Raw genomic sequence first — 18,164 nt, 5'->3', positions numbered from 1 at the left:
GCGCCAAACCTGGTACGACAACGGTAAGCCGCGCGAGGGCGGCCTGACGGCGCCGGGGCTCAGCGCACGAGAAAACCGTAGGTCAGCGGATCGCGCTCGTCGACGATCCAGTTCGCGAACCCGCAGATATGCGCGCTGCCCTCCACTTCCGGGATCACGGCCGGGATGTCGCCGACCATCGTCTCGCGCAGCACGCGGCCCTTGAAGACCGTGCCGACGATCGATTCGTTGACGAGCGTATCGCCGGCCGCGAGCAACCCGCGCTGATGGAGCTGCGCGACGCGGCCGCCGGTGCCGGAACCCGTCGGCGAGCGGTCGACCTCGCGATCGGCGAACACGCAGCAGTTCGCCTGGGTCGAGCCCGGATGGCGCGGCGCATTCGCGATGATCGTGCCGTAGATATGGTTGATTTCCGGAATCTCCGGATGCACGACCGGATACTTCGCGTTCGCGGCGGCCTTCACCTCCGCGCCGAAACGGATCAGCCTTTCCACCGCCGCCTCACGCACCGGCAGGTCGAACGGCGCGCCGTCGACATAGAAGTAGAACGCGCCGCCGTACGCGATATCGCCGGTCACGGTGCCGAACGACGGCGTCTCGACCGACACGTCGCGCCGCCAGATGAACGACGGCACGTTGACGAACCGCACCGGCCCCGCGTGCTCGCCGTCCCACCGGACGAAGGCCTCGATGAAGCCGCACGGCGCATCGATGCCGACCCGCGTCTCGGGTACCGTGCGCTGCACCCAGCCGAGTTCGACCGCCGCGGTCGACAGCGCGATCACGCCGTGCCCGCAATGGTCGCTGTAGCCTTCGTTGTGCACGAAGATCACGCCGAAATCGGCCGTCGGCGACACGGGCTCGGTCAGGTAGCCGCCGTACATGTCGGCGTGGCCGCGCGGTTCGAACATCAGCGCGCGGCGAATCTCGTCGGCGTTCTCCTTGAGCCACGCGCGGCGCTGGACGATCGTATCGCCGGGCAGGCGCGGCAGCCCGCTCGTGACGATGCGGAACGCTTCGCCGCCCGTATGGACTTCGACGGTGGAAAGGGATCGGGAAATTTTCATGACGAATCGGATGCGTTGAAGCGAAGGACGGCGGCCGGGCCGCCGTCCGGTGACGGGCGGCGGGACGTTACTTCGCGTACGGCTCGGGCAGGCCGTTGCGGATCACGTAGACGGTCGTCGGTGCGCCCTTCAGGTCGCCGTTCGCGTCGAACGAATAGGTGCCCGCGACGCCCGCGTAATCCGACTTCGCGAGCTGGGCGGCCAGCTTCGCCTTGTCGGTGGTCGTGCCGGCCTTGACCATCGCGTCGGCGAGCAGCTTCATGCCGTCGTAGTAGTTGACGCCGTAGACCTGCGTATCGGTGTGATACGTGTCGTGGTATTTCTTCAGGAATTCGCGGCCGGCCGCCGTCTTTTCGAGCGCGACGCCGCCCTGCGCGCAGTAGACGATCGACGCCGCATCGCCCGCGACCTTGCCCATGTCGGCCGAACAGATGCCGTCGCCGCCGAGCAGCTTCGCGCGCAGCCCGCGCTGCTTCATCTGCTTGGCCATCGGCGCGCCCTGCGCCGCATAGCCGCCGAAGAAGATCACGTCGGGGTTGCCGGCCTTGATCTTGGTGAGAATGCCGAGGAAATCGGTGGCCGACGAATTCGTGTATTCCTGGTCGACGATCCTGATCCCGTTCGCCTTCGCGACGTTCATGAACTGTTCGGCGACACCCTGCCCGTATGCGGTGCGATCGTCGATCACGGCGGCGGTCTTCGCGTTCAGCGTTTTCGCGGCGAAGGTGGCCATCGTGCCGCCGAGCTGCTCGTCGCTCGCGCCGATCCGGAAGATGTTCCTGAAACCCTGTTTCGTCAGCGCCGGGTTCGACGCGACCGGCAGGATCGGCACGCCGGCATTCGAATACACGCGCGACGCGGGAATCGCGACGCCCGAGTTGTACGGCCCGAGCACCGCGACGACGCCCTTGTCGACCAGGTTCTGCGCGACCTGCACGCCGGCTTTCGGGTCGGCCTGGTCGTCTTCGGAAACCAGTTTGAACGTGACGGTCTTGCCGGCGACCTTCACGCCGGCCTTGTTGAGCTCGTCCACGGCGAGGCGCGCGCCGTTTTCATTGTCCTTGCCGTTGGCGGCCTGCGGGCCGGTGAGCGGCGCCGAATGACCGATCATCACGACTTCCTGCGCATGCGCGGAAGTCAGCGCGCCGGCGGCGACGGCCACCGAAAGCACGGTAACGAGGTGTCGCATGATGTCTCCTGACTGGTTTTGTGTGAAACCAATGTAGGACACGCGTGGTCACCGCGCAAGCAATATCAAAATAAATTCTGCCGTTCTGGTCATTTTTCAGACCAGAACGACGCCGACGCCGTCACCGGGGCGTGATGTCGCGCCGCACGCGGCGGATGTGCTGCTCGACGTAGAACGCCGCCGCATCGGCGTCGCCGGACACGATCGCCTCGTAGATCAGCCGGTGTTCCGACACGTACAGCCGGATCCGGCCCGCGTCGTAGATGCCGTCGTCCTTCAGGCGCTTCCACAGCGGCTGGTCCATCGTCTTCGCGACCTCGTCCGCGATCTTCACGATCAGCGCGTCGCCGGTCATCAGCGCGAGCTGCCGGTGGAACAGCCGGTCGCTCTCGTTCCACAGCGCGCGCTGATGCGGATCGTCGACGTCGGTGATGGTCTCCATCTGCGCCAGATAGCGTTCGGCGCCGGGGTCGGCGCGGCCATGCGCGGCCGCCAGGCGCGCGATCGCGGGTTCGAGGATCAGCCGCACGTCGAGCGTCGACGTCGGGCTGAAGTCGGCTTCGGACGCGGCGCGCGTGTCGCCGCGCTGCGCGAGCACGTCGAGCGGCGATGCCACGACGTAAGTCCCCGAATTGCGCTTCGTGAACACGAGCCCTTCGTTCTGCAACGCGCCCAGCGCCTCGCGCACGGCCGGCCGGCCGACCTGGAACAGCCCCGCGAGCTCGCGCTCGGACGGCAGCCGCGACTCGGCCGCGTAGCGCCCGGCGCGAATCTCGTCGCGGATCTTCTCGGCCACCTGCTCGTAGATCTGCAGCGGCCTGAAACCGCCTTCGAGTGAGTCGGGACGCGCGGACATCATCGTGTGGCTCCTGCCCGGTCGCGGGCGTGAATCGGGAATGGGTTCGCACTATACCGGAGCGGGCCGGCATCGAGGCTACGGCGCCCCTTCTGGACAGATATTAGAACCAAAATCGGCGGTGCGCTTTATTTTCCGGCTTGCAGGCGCACCAGCAGCTGGTATAGATTCGATCCACACTGCCCTGTGTCACGGTATCCGGCAGCCCCGTGGCGGGCGCGGCATGCGCCCGTCGTCCACGCTCACCGATGCATGCGACGTACACGATGACCGCTCCTTCCCCGATTCCCGTTTTCGATGCGGCCGACACGGCCGCGCTGCTGGATTACCCGGCGCTGCTCGCCGCGCTCAGGCAGGCCGTCGCCGACTATGCGGCCGGCGAGATCGTCAGCCCCGAACGCCTGGTCGTGCCGCTGCAGGGCGGCGGCGTGATGCTGTCGATGCCGTCGAGCGCACGCGACCTCGCGACCCACAAGCTCGTGAACGTGTGTCCGGGCAACGGCGCGCGCGGGCTGCCGACGATCGTCGGCCAGGTGAGCGCGTACGACGCGACCACCGGCGAGCTGCGCTTCGCGCTCGACGGCCCGACCGTCACCGGCCGCCGCACGGCGGCCGTCACCGCGCTCGGCATCCAGGCGCTGCAGGGCGCCGCGCCGCGCGACATCCTGCTGATCGGCACCGGCAAGCAGGCGGCCAATCACGCGGAAGCGCTGGCCGCGATCTTTCCCGATGCACGCCTTCACGTGCGCGGCAACCGCGCCGACAGCGCCGCCGCGTTCTGCGCCGCGCACCGCGCGCATGCGCCGCGGCTCGCGCCGCTCGAGGGGGACGCGATTCCCGACGCGATCGACGTGGTCGTCACGCTGACGACGAGCCGCACTCCCGTCTATCGCGAAGCCGCGCGCGAGGGCCGGCTGGTGGTCGGCGTCGGCGCGTTCACCGCGGACGCGGCGGAAATCGACGCGCACACGGTGCGCGGCAGCCGGCTGGTGGTCGACGATCTCGCCGGCGCGCGCCACGAGGCCGGCGACCTGATCGTCGCGCAGGTGGACTGGCGGCAGGTGGCGTCGCTCGCCGACGTGCTGGACGGCACGTTCGCCGCGGGCGGGCCGCTGCTGTTCAAGAGCGTCGGCTGCGCCGCATGGGATCTGGCCGCGTGCCGCGCCGCGCGCGACGCGCTGGCCGCGCGCCGGGCCGGCTGATCCGGCCCCGCCGCCCTCCGGCCACGCACGCGGCATCGGCCCGCCAGGGCCGCGCCGGCGGTTTCCCGGACGCGTTGTAGGAATTCCCCTACAACGCGTCGCCGCGGCCTACACGAAGTTCCAATTCGGCCGATTTCATTTTTGGCGACGCAACACGATACTGCCGCCATGAATGCCAGCCTGTCACCCGCCGCGCTCAGGGTGTTTCTCGTCGATCACGCCGTCACCGTCCGGCGCCGGATCGCGCTGCTCGTCGGCGCGATTCGCGGCGTCGTCGTCGTGGGCGAAGCGGAAGACGGCCAGGAAGCGTGGGTACATATCCGCAGCAGCCACGCGGACGTGGTGATCGTCGACCTGCGGCTCGCGGACGGCAGCGGCCTCGACCTGATCGGGACGCTGTCGAAGGCGGCGCCGCGCATCGTCACGATCGTACTGACGAACCACTCGGCGCCGGCATTCAGGGAGGCATGCGCGACGGCCGGAGCCGACTACTTCTTCGACAAGACCGTCGAATTCGACGCCGCATGCCATGTCATCGAATCCCTGGTGCACGCTCAAGCGCACCAACCCTGACGAGCCGGAGTGACTCATGTCCACAGCCACCGCCTGCGCCGCCACCGTACCCGCTGTACCTGCCGTACCCGCCGTACCTGCCGTGTCCCGGCCGACGATTCCGCTTCGCGCGGTCACGCGCGCCGACGCCGCCAAACACCCCGCCGCGCGCTGCTCGATCTGCGCAATGCGCTCGATGTGCCTGCCGCCGCACCTGACGGCCGCCGAATACAGCCGCCTCGACGCGATCATCTGCTCGACCCGGCAGGTGCGCCAGGGCGACGCGCTGTTCCGCATCGACGATCCGTTCCAGAGCATCTACGCGGTGCGCGCGGGTTCGTTCAAGACGGTGATGATGCATCGCGACGGACGCGAGCACGTGACGGGCTTCCAGATCGCCGGCGAGACGCTCGGGATGGACGGCATCGGCAGCGGCCAGCACTGCTGCGATGCGATCGCGCTCGAGGACAGCGTCGTGTGCATCATCCCGTTCGGCGCGCTCGAGGCGGCCTGCCGAGAGATCAAGCCGATGCAGCATTTCCTCTACCAGATGCTGAGCAGCGAGATCGTCCGCGAATCGAGCCAGATGCTGTTGCTGGGCACGATGTCGGCCGAACAGCGCGTCGCGCATTTCCTGCTGAACCTGTCGTCGCGCTTCGAGGCGCGCGGCTATTCGGCGACGGAGTTCAACCTGCGGATGACGCGCGAGGAGATCGGCTGCTATCTCGGGATGAAGCTCGAAACCGTCAGCCGGATGTTCTCGCGGTTCCATCGCGACGCACTGGTCGAAACGCGCGGCAAGCGCGTGCGCATCATCGATTCGCAAGCACTCGCGCGGGTCTGACGCGCGCCACGCCACCGCCCGGGGGCCCGGCCCGCGTTGCATCACCGCACCGCGCCGCCGGCCGCCGCGTCGCGCAACGCCACCCTTGCACTGCCCGCCTGCCACGCGATCAGCGCCCGTTCGGCCTGCGCGAACGCGCGGTGCAGCGCATCATCCACCTCGCCGCCGACGCACGGCGGCAGCGGCACGAGCGCCGCATCGTGCATCACGAGGTCGAGCCGCACGTCGTACAGCCGTGCGCCATCGGCAGCGGCACGCAATTCGATCGCGAGGTGGCAACCGCCGATCAGCGCGCGAAACCGTTCGAGCCGCACCAGCTGCGCGCCGGCTTCGGCTTCGACCGCGGCGGAACCCGCGAATCCGAGGCAGGCGATCTGCATGCCCACGCCCATGTCGTGTCTCCTGACGGGGCCGCCCGCTCGTCGACCGCCTTGCCTGCGCCCGCCGCACCGGAATGCGGCGGCACGTGTTTCCCCCGGCGCGGCGCGGATGCTTCGATCCCTGCCCGGCCGGTCGTTCACCCGCGCCTTCGCAGGCGCGGAACCGTTCATACGTTGAAGGTCTGCGACGCCTTCATCTCGATCCACGTCATGCCCGCCCGCAGCCCTTCGATCATCGCTTCGCGCTCGGTCGGATACGCATGGCTGTGCTCGAACGTGTGATGAAAGCGCGCGGCGCCGGCGCCGTGCTCGACCGACACGCGGCAGCGGAACTCGCCCGATTCGCACGGGCGCGTCTCCACCTCGACGGACCAGTCGCGTTCGTGAATGTTGCCCTGCAGTGTCATGCCCCCTCCTGCGATATCAGTCTTCGAGCCGGAAGTGGCCGCTGTGCAGCAGCACCGGCCGGCCGCCGATTTCCTCGAGCATCCGGCGCGCCATCGTCTCGATCGCCGGCCGGTGCGCATCGAACGCACTCAGCAGATCGCGCTCGAGCAGCGACCGCGCACCGAAATGATCCTCCAGCGCCTCGGCCGTGACCGCGCACTGTACGCAACGCCCGTCGACCAGCGCCGAAAACGCCACGACCAGATCGCGTGCGCAATATTCGGCCGGATCCGGCGGGAAGGCGATCTGCATCTGTCCGCCCGTGATCATCGTGATGCCTCCATGACGAGAGCATAGTGGCGCGCGCGCCCGCACGCTTGACCCACGTCAACCGGTTCGCTGCACTGCATGACGGCCGCGCGGCAACGGGCCGTCGCGGCCGGGCGACGCGCGTCGCCCTGCGTCAGTCCGCGCCGGGCTCGATCGCCGCGCCGCGCTCCGCGAGCAGCTCGCGCAGCACGCTGCGGTGGCAATGGCGCTCGTCGTCGCAGTAGCAGCCGATCGAGAACGCGGTGGTCGCCGACAGCGCCGCCAGCAGGTCCAGCACCTTCGCCGCATCGCCGTGCGCCATCTCCGCGCGGAAGCTGCGCTTGAACGCGCGCCATTCGGCGTCGCTCCCGGCGGCATGCGCCCGGGCGACGAGCTCGGGGCTCGGAGACAGCGTCGGCAACCATACATCATAGTAGTTGCGCGACGCGAATTCCGCCTTCGGCACGCCGCGCGGCGGCCGCCGCACCGTCCCGATCCGCAGGCCCTCGCCGGCCGCGCGCGGCGTGCCGAGCTGGATGATCCGGATACCCATGCCGCTCCTTTCCGTCGTCCGATTCCGTGATCCTACCGCCGCGCCCGCCCCCGTGTCTGCCGGATGGCGTACACAGCGGCCGCGCAATGAAAAACCGGCTGCCACCCCGAAGGGCGACAGCCGGTTCGTCACGCCACGTGGCGCGCCCGGGCGTGCGACGCTCAGACGCCGCTCTTCAGCACCTTGCCGATCGCGTCCGCAACGATGGCGACGTTCGAGTCGTTCAGGCCCGCCACGCACATCCGGCCCGAGCGCAGGATATACACCCCGTGCACTTCGCGCAGCGCGTCGACCTGGGATTCGGTCAGGCCCGTGTACGTGAACATCCCGCGCTGCTTCACGTAGCGCGTGAGCGCTTCGCCGCTGACGTGGTCGCGCAGGCCGTCGTGGATCGACTGGCGCATCCGCGCAATGCGGCGGCACATCGCCGACAGTTCCTCTTCCCACTGCTTGCGCAGCGCGGGCGTGCCGAGCACGGCCGCCACGACCTTCGCGCCGTAGGTTTGCGGGTTGCTGTAGTTCGAGCGCACGGCGCCGGCCAGCTGGCCGAGCACGCGGTCGGCCGCGGCCGCATCCTCGCAGACGACGCTCAGGCCGCCCACGCGCTCGCCGTACAGCGAGAAGTTCTTCGAGAACGAGTTCGCGACCAGCGCCGGCACGCCGCGGCGGGCCAGCTCGCGCACCGCGAACGCGTCCGCGTCGAGGCCCGCGCCGAAGCCCTGGTACGCCATGTCGACGAACGGCAGCAGCCCGCGCGCCTCGATCACGTCGATCAGCTTCTCCCACTGGCCTTCGTCGAGGTCGACGCCGGTCGGGTTATGGCAGCACGCATGCAGCAGCACGATGCTGCGCGCCGGCAGCGCGTCGATCGCCGCGAGCATCGCGTCGAATTTCAAGCCGCCCGTCGCTGCGTCGTAGTACGGATACGTGTTCACCGTGAAGCCGGCGCGCTCGAAGATGAAGCGGTGGTTTTCCCAGCTCGGATCGCTGAGCCAGACCTGCGCGTCCGGGAAGTAGCGCTTCAGGAAATCGGCGCCGACCTTCAGCGCGCCCGAGCCGCCGAGCGTCTGCAGGGTGGCGATGCGGCCGGCCGCGCGCGCCGGATGATCCGCGCCGAACACGAGCGCCTGCACCGCGTCGCGATACGCGGCCAGGCCGACCATCGGCAGGTATGGCTTCGCGCCGCTCTCGCGCTGCAGCGCGGTTTCGGCCTCGCGTACGGCGCCCATCACCGGAATCCGGCCTTCGGCGTCGAAGTAGATGCCGATGCTCAGGTTGACCTTCTGGTCGCGCGGATCCTTCTGGAAGTTCTCGTTGAGCGTCAGGATCGGATCGCCCGGGTACGCGTCGATGTGTTCGAACATGGCTATGTCGGTCTCGTTTGGAAGAATGATCGGTCGTGCCCTGGGTCAGCGTGCGGACGCGCGGTCGTGCATCGCATAGCCTGCATTCTTCTGACGGAAGCGATACCCGATCGCGAGCACCGCGAGCCAAACCGGGATCAGGTACACCGACAGGCGCAGATCCGGCGTCAGGTACATCACGACGAGAATGCCGGCCATGAATGCCAGGCACAGGTAATTCGTGAAAGGATAGCCCAGACTGCGGAAGGAAGTCTCCTCCCCGGCCGCGCGCTTCGCCGCGCGGAACTTCAGGTGGATCAGGCTGATCATCGCCCAGTTGATGATCAGCGCCGACACGACGAGGCCCATGAGCACCTCGAACGCCTTGCCCGGCATGAAGTAGTTCACCAGCACGCACAGGCCGGTCGCGAGCGCCGATGCGCCGAGGGCGGCGAGCGGAATGCCGCGCTTGTTCACCGAGCACAGCACCTTCGGCGCGTTGCCCTGCTGCGCGAGGCCGAACAGCATCCGGCTGTTGCAGTACACGCCGCTGTTGTAGACCGACAGCGCGGCCGTCAGCACGACCACGTTCAACACGTTCGCGACCAGGTTGCTGCTCAGCGCATGGAAGATCAGCACGAACGGGCTGCCGCCGCTGACGACCTTTTCCCACGGATACAGCGACAGCAGCACGGCGAGCGCGCCGATGTAGAAAATCAGGATGCGGTAGATGACCTGGTTGGTCGCGCGCGGGATGCTGCGCTTCGGATCGTCCGCCTCGGCCGCCGTGATGCCGACGAGCTCGAGCCCGCCGAACGAGAACATGATCGCGGCCATCGACATCACGAGGCCCGACACGCCGTTCGGGAAGAACCCGCCGTGCTGCCACAGGTTGCGCACGGAGGCTTCCGGCCCCGCGTGGCCGCTCGCGAGCAGCCAGCCGCCGAAGCCGATCATGCCGACGATCGCCGCGACCTTGATGATCGAGAACCAGAATTCCGTCTCGCCGTACGACTTCACGCTGGTCAGGTTGATCAGGTTGATGACGACGAAGAACACCAGCGCCGAGACCCAGGTCGGCACGCCCGGCCACCAGTACTGCACGTAGATCCCGACGGCCGACAGCTCGGCCATGCTGACGAGGATGTACAGCACCCAGTAGTTCCAGCCGGACAGGAAGCCCGTGAAATGGCCGAAATACTTGTTGGCGAAGTAGCTGAACGAGCCCGCGACGGGCTCGTCGACCACCATCTCGCCGAGCTGGCGCATGATGAAGAACGCAACGATGCCGGCTACCGCATAGCCGAGCAGCACGGACGGGCCCGCCATCTTGATCGTCTGCGCGATGCCGAGGAACAGCCCCGTGCCGAGCGCGCCGCCGAGCGCAATCAGCTGGATGTGCCGGTTCTTCAGCCCGCGCTTCAGGCCGTCGCTCTCGTTTCCAGAAACCATGTCTTCTCCACTTTGTCCGCCTCCGCCTGAAGCGGTGCGGCGCGCCTCGGTGTGCCGGGCGCTGTTTTGCTGTGCCGGGGCCGTTCGTGGAGCCGCCGGGTTGGGGACTGCAATCTTCGTGTGGCGGCGCCCGATTCGCGTCGGCGTGCCCGCCAGACCGGCCGCCGACCGTCGCCGCGCCCGCATTGCTGTGATCGCGCACGAAAATCCGGCGTCAGTTTAGCGTCGCGACGGCGAAATCGGGTTTCGTAACCCGTTCATGCAAACCCTACATTATGAGATAAGATTGCATCCAGGAGACAAACGAGGAAACAAAAATGCCTGACCTGGTTCTCGACCGCATCGACCGGCACTTGCTTTCGATCCTGCAGGAGAACGGCCGTGCGTCGAACCTCGATCTGGCGAAGGCCGTCGGCCTGTCGCCCGCGCAGACGCTGCGCCGCCACCGGCGGCTCGAGGAAATCGGCGCGATCCGCCGCTACGAAACCCGTCTCTGCCCCGACACGCTCGGCTTCGGCGTCACCGCGTTCGTGCACGTGACGATGGAGCGCGGGCATATCCGCGACCTGTCGAAGTTCCAGAAACTGGTGTCCGATCTCGCGCAGATCCAGGAGTGTTTTTCGGTGACGGGCGACATCGACTACGTGCTGAAGGTCGTCGCGCACGATCTGAAGGGGTTGTCGCGGTTCCTGCTCGAGACGCTGATGCGGATTCCGGGCGTGAGCGGCGTGCATTCGAGCGTCTGTCTCGACGAAATCAAATGCACGAGCGCGATGCCGGTGGAAGGATGATGCGGCGGGCCGCCCGCCCGGCCCGAGGCAAGTTCACCGCACCGCTTCGAACGCGCTGATCAGCAGCGCCCCCGCGGCGATCACCACGCAACCGGCCGCCCGGCGCGGCGTCAGCCGTTCGCCGAGATACACGCGCGCGATCAGCGCCGCGAACACCACGCTCGTCTCGCGCAGCGCCGACACCGGCCCCATCGGCGCGCGATCCATCGCCCAGATCACGATGCCGTACGCGAGCGCCGCGAATACGCCGCCACATGCCGCCTTCGCCGTTTCGCCGACGTCCCGCGTCAGCCGCAGCGGCCCCGCGCGCAGCCGGTAGTACGCGGCCATCATCGCGGCGGTCAGCACGAACATCCACGCGGTATAGCCCACCGTGCTGCCGCTTTCCCGCACGCCGATCCCGTCGACCACGCTGTAGGCCGCGATCGACACGCCGGTCGCGAACGCGGTCGGCAGCACCAGCGCCATCCGGTGCCCCGCGCCGCGCCCGCGTTCCAGGCCGATCGCCAGGATGCCCGCGCAAATCAGCACGAGCCCGCATTGCGCGCCGGTATTCAGGTGCTCGCCCGCGAACGCGGCCGCGCCGAGCGTGACGAGCAGCGGCGCGGTGCCGCGCGCGACCGGATACGCGACGGTCAGGTCGCCGTGCTCGTACGCGCGCACGAGCAGCAGCGTATAGACGACGTGGAGCACGGCCGACGCGACCACGCAGAGCCAGCTCGCGGGCGCGATCGGCGGGGCTGCCGGCAGGAACAGCAGCGCGAACAGGCCGATCGCGATCTGCAGCACGGTGGCCGATCGCAGCCGGTCGCCGCTGCTGCGTACGAGCGCGTTCCATGACGCGTGCAGGAACGCCGCGCACAGAACGGCAAACAAAACGGGAATCGGCACGCTGAAAGCTCCCTGACGGTCGGCAACGTGACCTCGTCGCCGGAAGGCGCTCATCGTATGAATATGTCATCCGATTGTCAAAAAGCAGCGGCGCGCGACACCCCGCGCGAACCGGGCGACCGCGCGCCTTCGCCCGCCCCGCGCGGGATCCGCGCCGCTACCCCGGCAGGCCGCGAAATGTGTCACGGACGGGGCATCCGGTCCGTCCCTTTCCGTTCTCTTTCGCGCCGCATTACCCCGTAATGAAATCGATACCGGAGCGCAATCGATGCGAAATCACTCCGTCCCCATATCTTCATATGGAACTGTTTCAATGCGCCTGCTCTCTCGCGAGCTCCGCGCCGAACCCACACGGCGACGGGGCCGCTCCCCACCATCGAAGACCTTAACCGGAGTTTCCCGATGTTCCGTCAAGCCTTGCTTGTCACCGCCTGCGCTGCCGCGGCGCTGGCACTGTTCGCCTGCGGCGGCAGCGATCCCACCTCGACGCCGGCGGCACCCGTCGTGTCGTCGCAGGATGCGCTGCAGACCACCACGCCGATCAAGCACGTCGTCGTGATCTATGGCGAAAACATCTCGTTCGACCACTACTTCGGCACCTACCCGAACGCGACGAACCCGTCGGGCGAACCGGCCTTCACCGCGAAGGCCGGCACGCCGACGCCGAACGGCCTGACGGGCACGCTGCTCACCGCGAACCCGAACTTCACGAACACGGCCAACGGCACCGACGCGGCGAACCCGTTCCGCCTCGACCGCACGCAGGCCGCGACCGCCGACCAGAACCACGCGTACACGGCCGAGCAGCAGGCAGAAGATCTCGGCGGCGCCGACCTGTTCCCGAAATACACCGGCAAGGGCTCGTCCGGCGGCGCCGGCGCGTTCGGCACGAAGGGCCAGGTGATGGGCTACTTCGACGGCAACACCGTGACCGCCCTGTGGAACTACGCGCAGCGCTTCGCGATGAGCGACAACATGTACACGACGTCGTACGGCCCGTCGACGCCGGGCGCGCTGAACGTCGTGTCGGGCCAGACCAACGGGATGCAGATCGTCAAGACGTCCGCGCAGCCGTCGACGCTCGCGAAAAGCTCGTACTACATCAATGACGGCCAGAGCGGCTACACGATGATCAACGACGTCGACCCGGGCTACGACGTGTGCTCGAGCACGACCGACCAGGCGATGATGTCCGGCAAGAACATCGGCGACCTGCTGAACGGCGCGAAGATCACGTGGGGCGGCTTCATGGGCGGCTTCAACCTGTCGACGACGAACGGCAACGGCACGACGGGCTGCTCCCGCAGCACGGTCGCCACCGCCGTGAACGCGGCGACGTCCGACTACATCCCGCACCACAACTGGTTCCAGTACTACGCGTCGACGTCGAACCCGCAGCACACGCGCCCGAGCTCGGTCGCGGCGATCGGCTCGAGCCTGCAGACCGACGGCAAGACCGCCGAGCCCGCGAACCACCAGTACGACACGGACGACTTCTTCGCCGCCGTGAAGGCCGGCAACTTCCCGTCGGTCAGCTACCTGAAGGCCCCGGCCGCGCAGGACGGGCACGCGGGCTATTCGGATCCGCTCGACGAGCAGGCGTTCGTGACGAAGGTCGTGAACTTCCTGCAGCAGCAGCCGGACTGGCAGAACACGGCCGTGATCGTCACCTATGACGACTCGGACGGCTGGTACGACCACGTGTATACGCCGCCGACGCGCGGCTCGTCCGATCCGGTCGACCAGGTGAGCGGCAACGGCAAGTGCGGCACGGGCGGCACCACCGGCGTGAGCGGCTCGACCGTGAACGGCCGCTGCGGCCCGGGCGTGCGCATTCCGCTGATGGTGATCTCGCCGTATGCGAAGCAGAACTACGTCGACCACACGATGATCGACCAGTCGTCCGTGGTGCGCTTCATCGAGGACAACTGGCTCGGCGGCCAGCGCATCGGCGGCGGTTCGTTCGATGCGACGGCGGGCGACCTGCGCGCGCTGTTCGACTTCACGTCGAAGCCGAACACGACGCCGCTGTATCTCGACCCGACGCTCGGCACCGCATTGAGCGCCGCGCCGTCGATCTGACCGGTACTTCATGACCGCATGGCCGGCGCATCACGCGCCGGCCGTTTCCGTTTAACGCGCCGTTTCGTGCGGCCCCGATTTCCGACCGACAGCATGACAGCTCGCCCTGCGTTTCCGTCTCCCGACACCTCCGGCACGCCCGCGCCGCGCGCCCCTTCCCGCCCGCTGCGCCGCGCGGCGTGCGTGCTCGGCGCCGCCGTGCTCGGCTACGGCGCGTTCGCGATCGCGTTCCCCGCGCAGGTGCCCGCGGCGATCGGCACCGTCGTCGCCGACTGGACGGGCGCGAACCCGCATCCGGTCGTGCTGCAGCGGCCCGCCGCGCAGCCGCTGTCGGCGGTCGCGCAGCTCGGGCGCGCGCTGTTCGTCGATCCGTCGCTGTCCGCGTCGGGCAAGCAGTCGTGCGCGTCGTGCCACAGCCCCGATCACGCGTACGGCCCGCCGAACGGGCTCGACGTGCAGCCCGGCGGCCTCGCGATGACGCAGCAGGGATATCGCCCGCCGCCGTCGCTGATGTACCTGTATCGCCAGCCGAACTTCAGCATCGGCCCCGACGCCGGGGAAAACGATGCCGCGCCGACCGTTGCGCAGCAGGCCGCGTCGGCGGCCGGCGTCGTCAAGGCGCAGAAGGTGGCCGGCACGTCGGCCGCGCCGCAACTCGTGCCGCAGGGCGGGATGTTCTGGGACGGCCGCGCCGACACGCTGCAGCAGCAGGCGTTCGGCCCGCTGCTGAATCCGGTCGAGATGGCGAACACGAGCATCGACGACGTCGCGCGCAAGCTCGCGCAGTCGTCGCACCGCGCGCAGCTCGAGCAGCTGTTCGGCGCGCGCGTGTTCGACAGCCCGCAGCTCGCGGTGTCGGAGGCGATGTTCGCGATCGCGCGGTATCAGGTCGAGGACCCGTCGTTCCACCCGTACAACAGCAAGTACGACCGCTGGCTCGAAGGCCGTGCGCGTCTGTCGCGGGCCGAACTGCGCGGGCTTCGCCTGTTCAACGATCCGGACAAGGCGAATTGCGCGGGCTGCCACCTGTCGAAGCCCGGCAAGGACGGGCTGCCGCCGATGTTTACCGACTACCAGTACGAGGCGCTCGGCGCGCCGCGCAACCGGGCGCTGGCGCAGAACCACAACCCGGCGTTCTACGATCTCGGCGTGTGCGGGCCGTTCCGCGACGACCTGAAGGACCAGACGCAGTATTGCGCGATGTTCCTGACGCCGACGCTGCGCAACTCGGCGACGCGCCACGTGTTCTTCCACAACGGCGTGTTCCACACGCTCGACCAGGTGATGGCGTTCTACAACGAGCGCAGCATCTCGCCGCAGAAGTTCTATTCGCGCGGCGCGGACGGCAAGGTTGACGAGTACGACGATATTCCGCCGAAGTATCGCGCGAACGTCGACGTGACCGATGCGCCGTTCGATCGCAAGCAGGGCGACACGCCCGCGATGACGGCGCAGGATATCAAGGATATCGAAGCGTTTCTCGGCACGCTGAACGACGAGCCGGCGCACTGAGGGGCGGGCTATCGTTGCGGTGCGCGCCGTGTTGGTCAGCGGCGCGCACGGATGCACTGGAAGGCAGGCGCCATTGGCAGCTCCGCATGGAGCCGCTCCGATACGGCCTTCATGCCCGATCCGGACGCTCGAGTAGTGTTCGCGAGGCGGGAGACCGTGCGCAACGGCGGTCGATCGCTACTGCGGCTTCCGCAAAGTCTCGCTCCGACAAGTCCGGTTCGGGTGCGACACGAGCTGGCGTTCGTCAGCGGCGAGACGTCGTTCTACGTGATGCGCCTGCTGCTCGGCGCCGAACAGGATGAGGGTGTCACCGCGCACGGCGGCCGAGCATTCGGCGCCGCGCTGCGCGATCCGCAGATCTGGCTCGCGATCTTCGTGTACTTCTGCCACCAGCTGACGATCTACACCGTGATCTTCTTCCTGCCGGGCATCATCGGCGCGTCGGGCCGCGTGTCTCCGTTCGCGGTCGGCTTGCTGACCGCGCTGCCGTGGCTCGCCGCCGCGCTCGGCGTCGCGACGCTGCCACGCTTCGCGCGCGAGTCGCATCATTCGCGCCGGATGCCGTGCGCGGGGCTGATCGTGATGGCGGCGGGGATGGCGGGCGCCGCGCATGCGTCGCCGGTCGCCGGCCTCGCCTGTGTATGCGTGGCCGCGTCGATGTTCTTCGTCGTGCAATCGATCGTGTTCACGTTTCCCGCGTCGCGGCTCGCCGGCAACGCGCTGGCCGGCGGGCTCGGGCTCGTGAATACGTGCGGGTTGCTCGGCGGCTTCGTCGGGCCGACCGTCGTCGGTGCGATCGGACCGACGACCGGCAACGCGAAGAACGGGTTGGCGCTGCTCGCGGCCGCGCTGGTCATCGCGGCGTTCGCGAGTCTCGCATTGCGTCACGGGCACGAGGAGGCCGGCCTGCGGTCGCACGATTCACAACCGGCGTAATTCGCGCCCCGCTTCATCAGAACAGATACATCCCCGCGACGAACACGACGCCCGAGAACAGCAGCGTCGTCACGCAGTACCCCATGATGTCGCGCACGCCGAGCCCGGCGATCGCGAGCGCGGGCAGCGCCCAGAACGGCTGCGCCATGTTGGTCCACGCCTCGCCGTACGCGATCGCCATCGCGGCCTTGCCGAGATCGGCGCCGAGCGCCTGCGCGGCCGGCATCACGAACGGCCCCTGCACGACCCAGTGACCGCCGCCCGACGGCACCGCGAAATTGATCACGGCCGAGCTCAGGAACGCGAGCAGCGGGAAGGTATGTACGTTCGCGATATCGACGAACCACTTCGTGATCACGCCCGCGAGCCCCGAGTGATCCATCAGCGCCTGGATGCCCGCGTAGAACGGGAACTGGATCATGATCCCCGACGCGCCGCGCGCCGCGCCGGCCACCGCGCGCGCATACGCCATCGGCGTGCGGTGCAGCAGGATGCCGGCCGCGAGGAACGCGAGGTTCACCGTGTCGATGTCGAGCGCGAAACCCTTCTGCACGAACTTCAGCACGAGGAACGCCGCGCACAGCGCCGCCACGAGGACCGACAGCGCGCGGCTCTCCTCGAGCCGCTCCGCGAACGTCGCGTCGGGCCCGAGCGTGCGCTCGACGCTCGGCGGCTCGGCGAGCAGCGCCGGATCGACGCTGACGACGTCGCCGGGCTTCGGCATCATCATCCGCGCGAGAAACGGCAGCATCACGATCAGCCCGATCGTGATGAACGCGTTGTAGCCGGTGAAGATCGTGTGCGACACGGGAATCAGCCCGATGGTCTTCTCCATCGGGTTGCCCTTCGTGGCCGCGACGAGCGGGACCGAACCCGACAGCCCGCCGTGCCAGCTCAGGAAGCCCATGTACGCGGACGCGACGAGCAGCCGGTAGTCGCTGCCGGCCACGCGGCGCGCCACCTCGCGTGCGAGCATCGCACCGAGCACGAGGCCGAAGCCCCAGTTGATCGCGCACGCGAGCGCGCCGACGAACGCGACGAGCATCACGCCCTGGCCCGGCGTGCGCGCGGTGCTTGCCAGCGCGACGAGCATGCGCTTGACGGGCGGCGAGCTGGCGAGCGCGTGGCCGGTGACGAGGATCATCACCATCTGCATCGAGAACGCGAGCAGGTTCCAGAAGCCCGAACCCCACATCGTCGTGAGTTGCACCGGCGTATTCGGCGTGAGGCCGAACGCGAGCGCAAACGTGACGATCGTCAGCAGGATTGCGAAAATCAACGGGTCGGGCAGCACGCGGTGGACCACCTGCGTGAAAAAGCGGGAAATTCGTTGAATCAAGGTGTGCTCCTCGTTTCCTGACAGGGACGCCCGCGCGTGTCGTTGTTGGTTGAGACGCGGGTCGCGCGGATTCTTGCACAGAACCGGAGAACGCGCTTTGGTCGACGTGGAGCCGCGATCGCGCGGTCGTGCAGATCGGGAAACGGGGATGTACGCGGGCACGCGTTGCGTCGGTCCGCCGCCTCGCCCGGTCAGTGCACGATGCTCGTCATGCCGCCCGGCGCCCGCGTTCCGTCGCCGCTTGCATCAAGCCGGGCGTCGGCGACCGGCGTTTCGCGCGCCGTATTGCTGAAGGGCGACCCGACGACCGCCGCAAGGAACGAACCGGTGCCGAGCTTCACCGGCGGGCAGTCAATCGGCGATATCTCTGTTGCCGGGCGTACCCGACCTGCTCCGGGCATTGCGCGTCCGGCACAGCGAATGTCATTTGCCTCCGGGCAGCCTGCGGCGCATCAACGCGTCGCCACCGCCCGCTCCCC

18 protein-coding genes and 1 pseudogene are annotated in these 18,164 nt (G+C 68.3%); 7 read left to right on the top strand and 12 right to left on the bottom strand.

Annotated features, from left to right (window positions below):
* Nucleotides 1-59: 59 nt before the first annotated feature.
* The 3 genes from lhpH to GQ56_RS0103995 all read right to left on the bottom strand — a co-directional run bounded on the left by lhpH (nucleotide 60) and on the right by GQ56_RS0103995 (nucleotide 3,115).
* The gene (gene lhpH / locus GQ56_RS0104005) at nucleotides 60-1,067 is read right to left on the bottom strand and encodes a trans-3-hydroxy-L-proline dehydratase (protein WP_031397421.1); all 1,008 of its coding nucleotides are present in this window, start codon (nucleotides 1,065-1,067) and stop codon (nucleotides 60-62) included.
* A 67-nt stretch (nucleotides 1,068-1,134) separates the two neighbouring features.
* Nucleotides 1,135-2,256 carry a branched-chain amino acid ABC transporter substrate-binding protein gene (locus GQ56_RS0104000; protein ID WP_031397420.1) on the bottom strand — a complete coding sequence of 374 codons (1,122 nt, stop codon included), beginning with the start codon at nucleotides 2,254-2,256 and terminating at the stop codon, nucleotides 1,135-1,137.
* 121 nt (nucleotides 2,257-2,377) lie between these two features.
* Nucleotides 2,378-3,115, bottom strand: coding sequence for a FadR/GntR family transcriptional regulator (locus GQ56_RS0103995; RefSeq protein WP_031397419.1), 738 nt, complete (start codon nucleotides 3,113-3,115; stop codon nucleotides 2,378-2,380).
* Between the two features lie 263 nt (nucleotides 3,116-3,378).
* Here GQ56_RS0103995 and lhpI point away from each other — a divergent pair, with 263 nt between their 5' ends.
* From lhpI to GQ56_RS0103980, 3 genes are all read left to right on the top strand, one after another.
* Nucleotides 3,379-4,314, top strand: a complete 936-nt coding sequence (gene lhpI / locus GQ56_RS0103990) for a bifunctional Delta(1)-pyrroline-2-carboxylate/Delta(1)-piperideine-2-carboxylate reductase (protein WP_031397418.1) — start codon at nucleotides 3,379-3,381, stop codon at nucleotides 4,312-4,314.
* Between the two features lie 168 nt (nucleotides 4,315-4,482).
* Nucleotides 4,483-4,887 carry a response regulator transcription factor gene (locus GQ56_RS0103985; RefSeq protein ID WP_031397417.1) on the top strand — a complete coding sequence of 135 codons (405 nt, stop codon included), beginning with the start codon at nucleotides 4,483-4,485 and terminating at the stop codon, nucleotides 4,885-4,887.
* A 16-nt stretch (nucleotides 4,888-4,903) separates the two neighbouring features.
* Complete coding sequence (locus tag GQ56_RS0103980; RefSeq protein WP_031397416.1) at nucleotides 4,904-5,710, top strand: helix-turn-helix domain-containing protein; 807 nt, start codon at nucleotides 4,904-4,906, stop codon at nucleotides 5,708-5,710.
* A gap of 41 nt (nucleotides 5,711-5,751) precedes the next feature.
* On the opposite strand, the gene GQ56_RS0103975 is transcribed toward GQ56_RS0103980, so the two are convergent.
* The 6 genes from GQ56_RS0103975 to GQ56_RS0103950 all read right to left on the bottom strand — a co-directional run bounded on the left by GQ56_RS0103975 (nucleotide 5,752) and on the right by GQ56_RS0103950 (nucleotide 10,134).
* Entirely contained in the window at nucleotides 5,752-6,102 is a 351-nt protein-coding gene (locus tag GQ56_RS0103975; RefSeq protein ID WP_031397415.1) for a hypothetical protein, read from the bottom strand.
* Between the two features lie 155 nt (nucleotides 6,103-6,257).
* Nucleotides 6,258-6,497, bottom strand: coding sequence for a hypothetical protein (locus GQ56_RS0103970; protein ID WP_006479066.1), 240 nt, complete (start codon nucleotides 6,495-6,497; stop codon nucleotides 6,258-6,260).
* Between the two features lie 16 nt (nucleotides 6,498-6,513).
* Nucleotides 6,514-6,804 (bottom strand): DUF1488 family protein, encoded by a 291-nt coding sequence (locus tag GQ56_RS0103965; protein WP_031397414.1) that lies wholly within the window; start codon nucleotides 6,802-6,804, stop codon nucleotides 6,514-6,516.
* Between the two features lie 136 nt (nucleotides 6,805-6,940).
* On the bottom strand, nucleotides 6,941-7,339 hold the full coding sequence (locus GQ56_RS0103960; protein WP_031397413.1) for a DUF488 domain-containing protein: 399 nt from the start codon (nucleotides 7,337-7,339) through the stop codon (nucleotides 6,941-6,943).
* Between the two features lie 161 nt (nucleotides 7,340-7,500).
* Entirely contained in the window at nucleotides 7,501-8,703 is a 1,203-nt protein-coding gene (locus tag GQ56_RS0103955; protein WP_031397412.1) for an amino acid aminotransferase, read from the bottom strand.
* Nucleotides 8,704-8,748: 45 nt separating this feature from the next.
* Entirely contained in the window at nucleotides 8,749-10,134 is a 1,386-nt protein-coding gene (locus tag GQ56_RS0103950; RefSeq protein ID WP_031397411.1) for an amino acid permease, read from the bottom strand.
* A gap of 317 nt (nucleotides 10,135-10,451) precedes the next feature.
* On the opposite strand from GQ56_RS0103950, the gene GQ56_RS0103945 reads away from it, so the two are divergent.
* A complete protein-coding gene (locus tag GQ56_RS0103945) occupies nucleotides 10,452-10,925 on the top strand; it encodes an Lrp/AsnC family transcriptional regulator (protein ID WP_031397410.1) in 474 nt (157 codons plus the stop codon).
* 33 nt (nucleotides 10,926-10,958) lie between these two features.
* On the opposite strand, the gene GQ56_RS0103940 is transcribed toward GQ56_RS0103945, so the two are convergent.
* Nucleotides 10,959-11,870: an EamA family transporter gene (locus GQ56_RS0103940; RefSeq protein ID WP_075122852.1), complete on the bottom strand. Its 912-nt coding sequence runs from the start codon at nucleotides 11,868-11,870 to the stop codon at nucleotides 10,959-10,961.
* A 348-nt stretch (nucleotides 11,871-12,218) separates the two neighbouring features.
* Here GQ56_RS0103940 and GQ56_RS0103935 point away from each other — a divergent pair, with 348 nt between their 5' ends.
* The 3 genes and pseudogenes from GQ56_RS0103935 to GQ56_RS0103925 all read left to right on the top strand — a co-directional run.
* Entirely contained in the window at nucleotides 12,219-13,898 is a 1,680-nt protein-coding gene (locus GQ56_RS0103935; protein ID WP_031397408.1) for a phospholipase C, read from the top strand.
* Nucleotides 13,899-13,991: 93 nt separating this feature from the next.
* On the top strand, nucleotides 13,992-15,410 hold the full coding sequence (locus GQ56_RS0103930; RefSeq protein WP_031397407.1) for a cytochrome-c peroxidase: 1,419 nt from the start codon (nucleotides 13,992-13,994) through the stop codon (nucleotides 15,408-15,410).
* A 309-nt stretch (nucleotides 15,411-15,719) separates the two neighbouring features.
* Nucleotides 15,720-16,346 (top strand): annotated as a pseudogene (locus tag GQ56_RS0103925) (MFS transporter); the annotation flags it as partial.
* A gap of 16 nt (nucleotides 16,347-16,362) precedes the next feature.
* Here GQ56_RS0103925 and GQ56_RS0103920 read toward each other — a convergent pair.
* Both GQ56_RS0103920 and GQ56_RS45500 read right to left on the bottom strand, forming a co-directional pair.
* Nucleotides 16,363-17,685 (bottom strand): TIGR00366 family protein, encoded by a 1,323-nt coding sequence (locus GQ56_RS0103920; protein ID WP_031397405.1) that lies wholly within the window; start codon nucleotides 17,683-17,685, stop codon nucleotides 16,363-16,365.
* A 191-nt stretch (nucleotides 17,686-17,876) separates the two neighbouring features.
* Nucleotides 17,877-18,026, bottom strand: a complete 150-nt coding sequence (locus tag GQ56_RS45500) for a hypothetical protein (RefSeq protein WP_161788542.1) — start codon at nucleotides 18,024-18,026, stop codon at nucleotides 17,877-17,879.
* Nucleotides 18,027-18,164: the final 138 nt, after the last annotated feature.

Origin of the sequence: Burkholderia paludis, assembly GCF_000732615.1 — a bacterium.
Lineage (GTDB): Bacteria > Pseudomonadota > Gammaproteobacteria > Burkholderiales > Burkholderiaceae > Burkholderia > Burkholderia paludis.
The sequence above is the reverse complement of the archived record's forward strand: the minus strand, read 5'-3'. Positions and strand labels throughout refer to the sequence as shown.

Coding starts and splice junctions, on each gene's coding strand:
- lhpH (WP_031397421.1), bottom strand. CDS start 1,067: ATGAAAATTTCCCGATCCCTTTCCACCGTCGAAGTCCATACGGGCGGC.
- GQ56_RS0104000 (WP_031397420.1), bottom strand. CDS start 2,256: ATGCGACACCTCGTTACCGTGCTTTCGGTGGCCGTCGCCGCCGGCGCG.
- GQ56_RS0103995 (WP_031397419.1), bottom strand. CDS start 3,115: ATGATGTCCGCGCGTCCCGACTCACTCGAAGGCGGTTTCAGGCCGCTG.
- lhpI (WP_031397418.1), top strand. CDS start 3,379: ATGACCGCTCCTTCCCCGATTCCCGTTTTCGATGCGGCCGACACGGCC.
- GQ56_RS0103985 (WP_031397417.1), top strand. CDS start 4,483: ATGAATGCCAGCCTGTCACCCGCCGCGCTCAGGGTGTTTCTCGTCGAT.
- GQ56_RS0103980 (WP_031397416.1), top strand. CDS start 4,904: ATGTCCACAGCCACCGCCTGCGCCGCCACCGTACCCGCTGTACCTGCC.
- GQ56_RS0103975 (WP_031397415.1), bottom strand. CDS start 6,102: ATGGGCGTGGGCATGCAGATCGCCTGCCTCGGATTCGCGGGTTCCGCC.
- GQ56_RS0103970 (WP_006479066.1), bottom strand. CDS start 6,497: ATGACACTGCAGGGCAACATTCACGAACGCGACTGGTCCGTCGAGGTG.
- GQ56_RS0103960 (WP_031397413.1), bottom strand. CDS start 7,339: ATGGGTATCCGGATCATCCAGCTCGGCACGCCGCGCGCGGCCGGCGAG.
- GQ56_RS0103955 (WP_031397412.1), bottom strand. CDS start 8,703: ATGTTCGAACACATCGACGCGTACCCGGGCGATCCGATCCTGACGCTC.
- GQ56_RS0103950 (WP_031397411.1), bottom strand. CDS start 10,134: ATGGTTTCTGGAAACGAGAGCGACGGCCTGAAGCGCGGGCTGAAGAAC.
- GQ56_RS0103945 (WP_031397410.1), top strand. CDS start 10,452: ATGCCTGACCTGGTTCTCGACCGCATCGACCGGCACTTGCTTTCGATC.
- GQ56_RS0103940 (WP_075122852.1), bottom strand. CDS start 11,870: ATGAGCGCCTTCCGGCGACGAGGTCACGTTGCCGACCGTCAGGGAGCT.
- GQ56_RS0103935 (WP_031397408.1), top strand. CDS start 12,219: ATGTTCCGTCAAGCCTTGCTTGTCACCGCCTGCGCTGCCGCGGCGCTG.
- GQ56_RS0103930 (WP_031397407.1), top strand. CDS start 13,992: ATGACAGCTCGCCCTGCGTTTCCGTCTCCCGACACCTCCGGCACGCCC.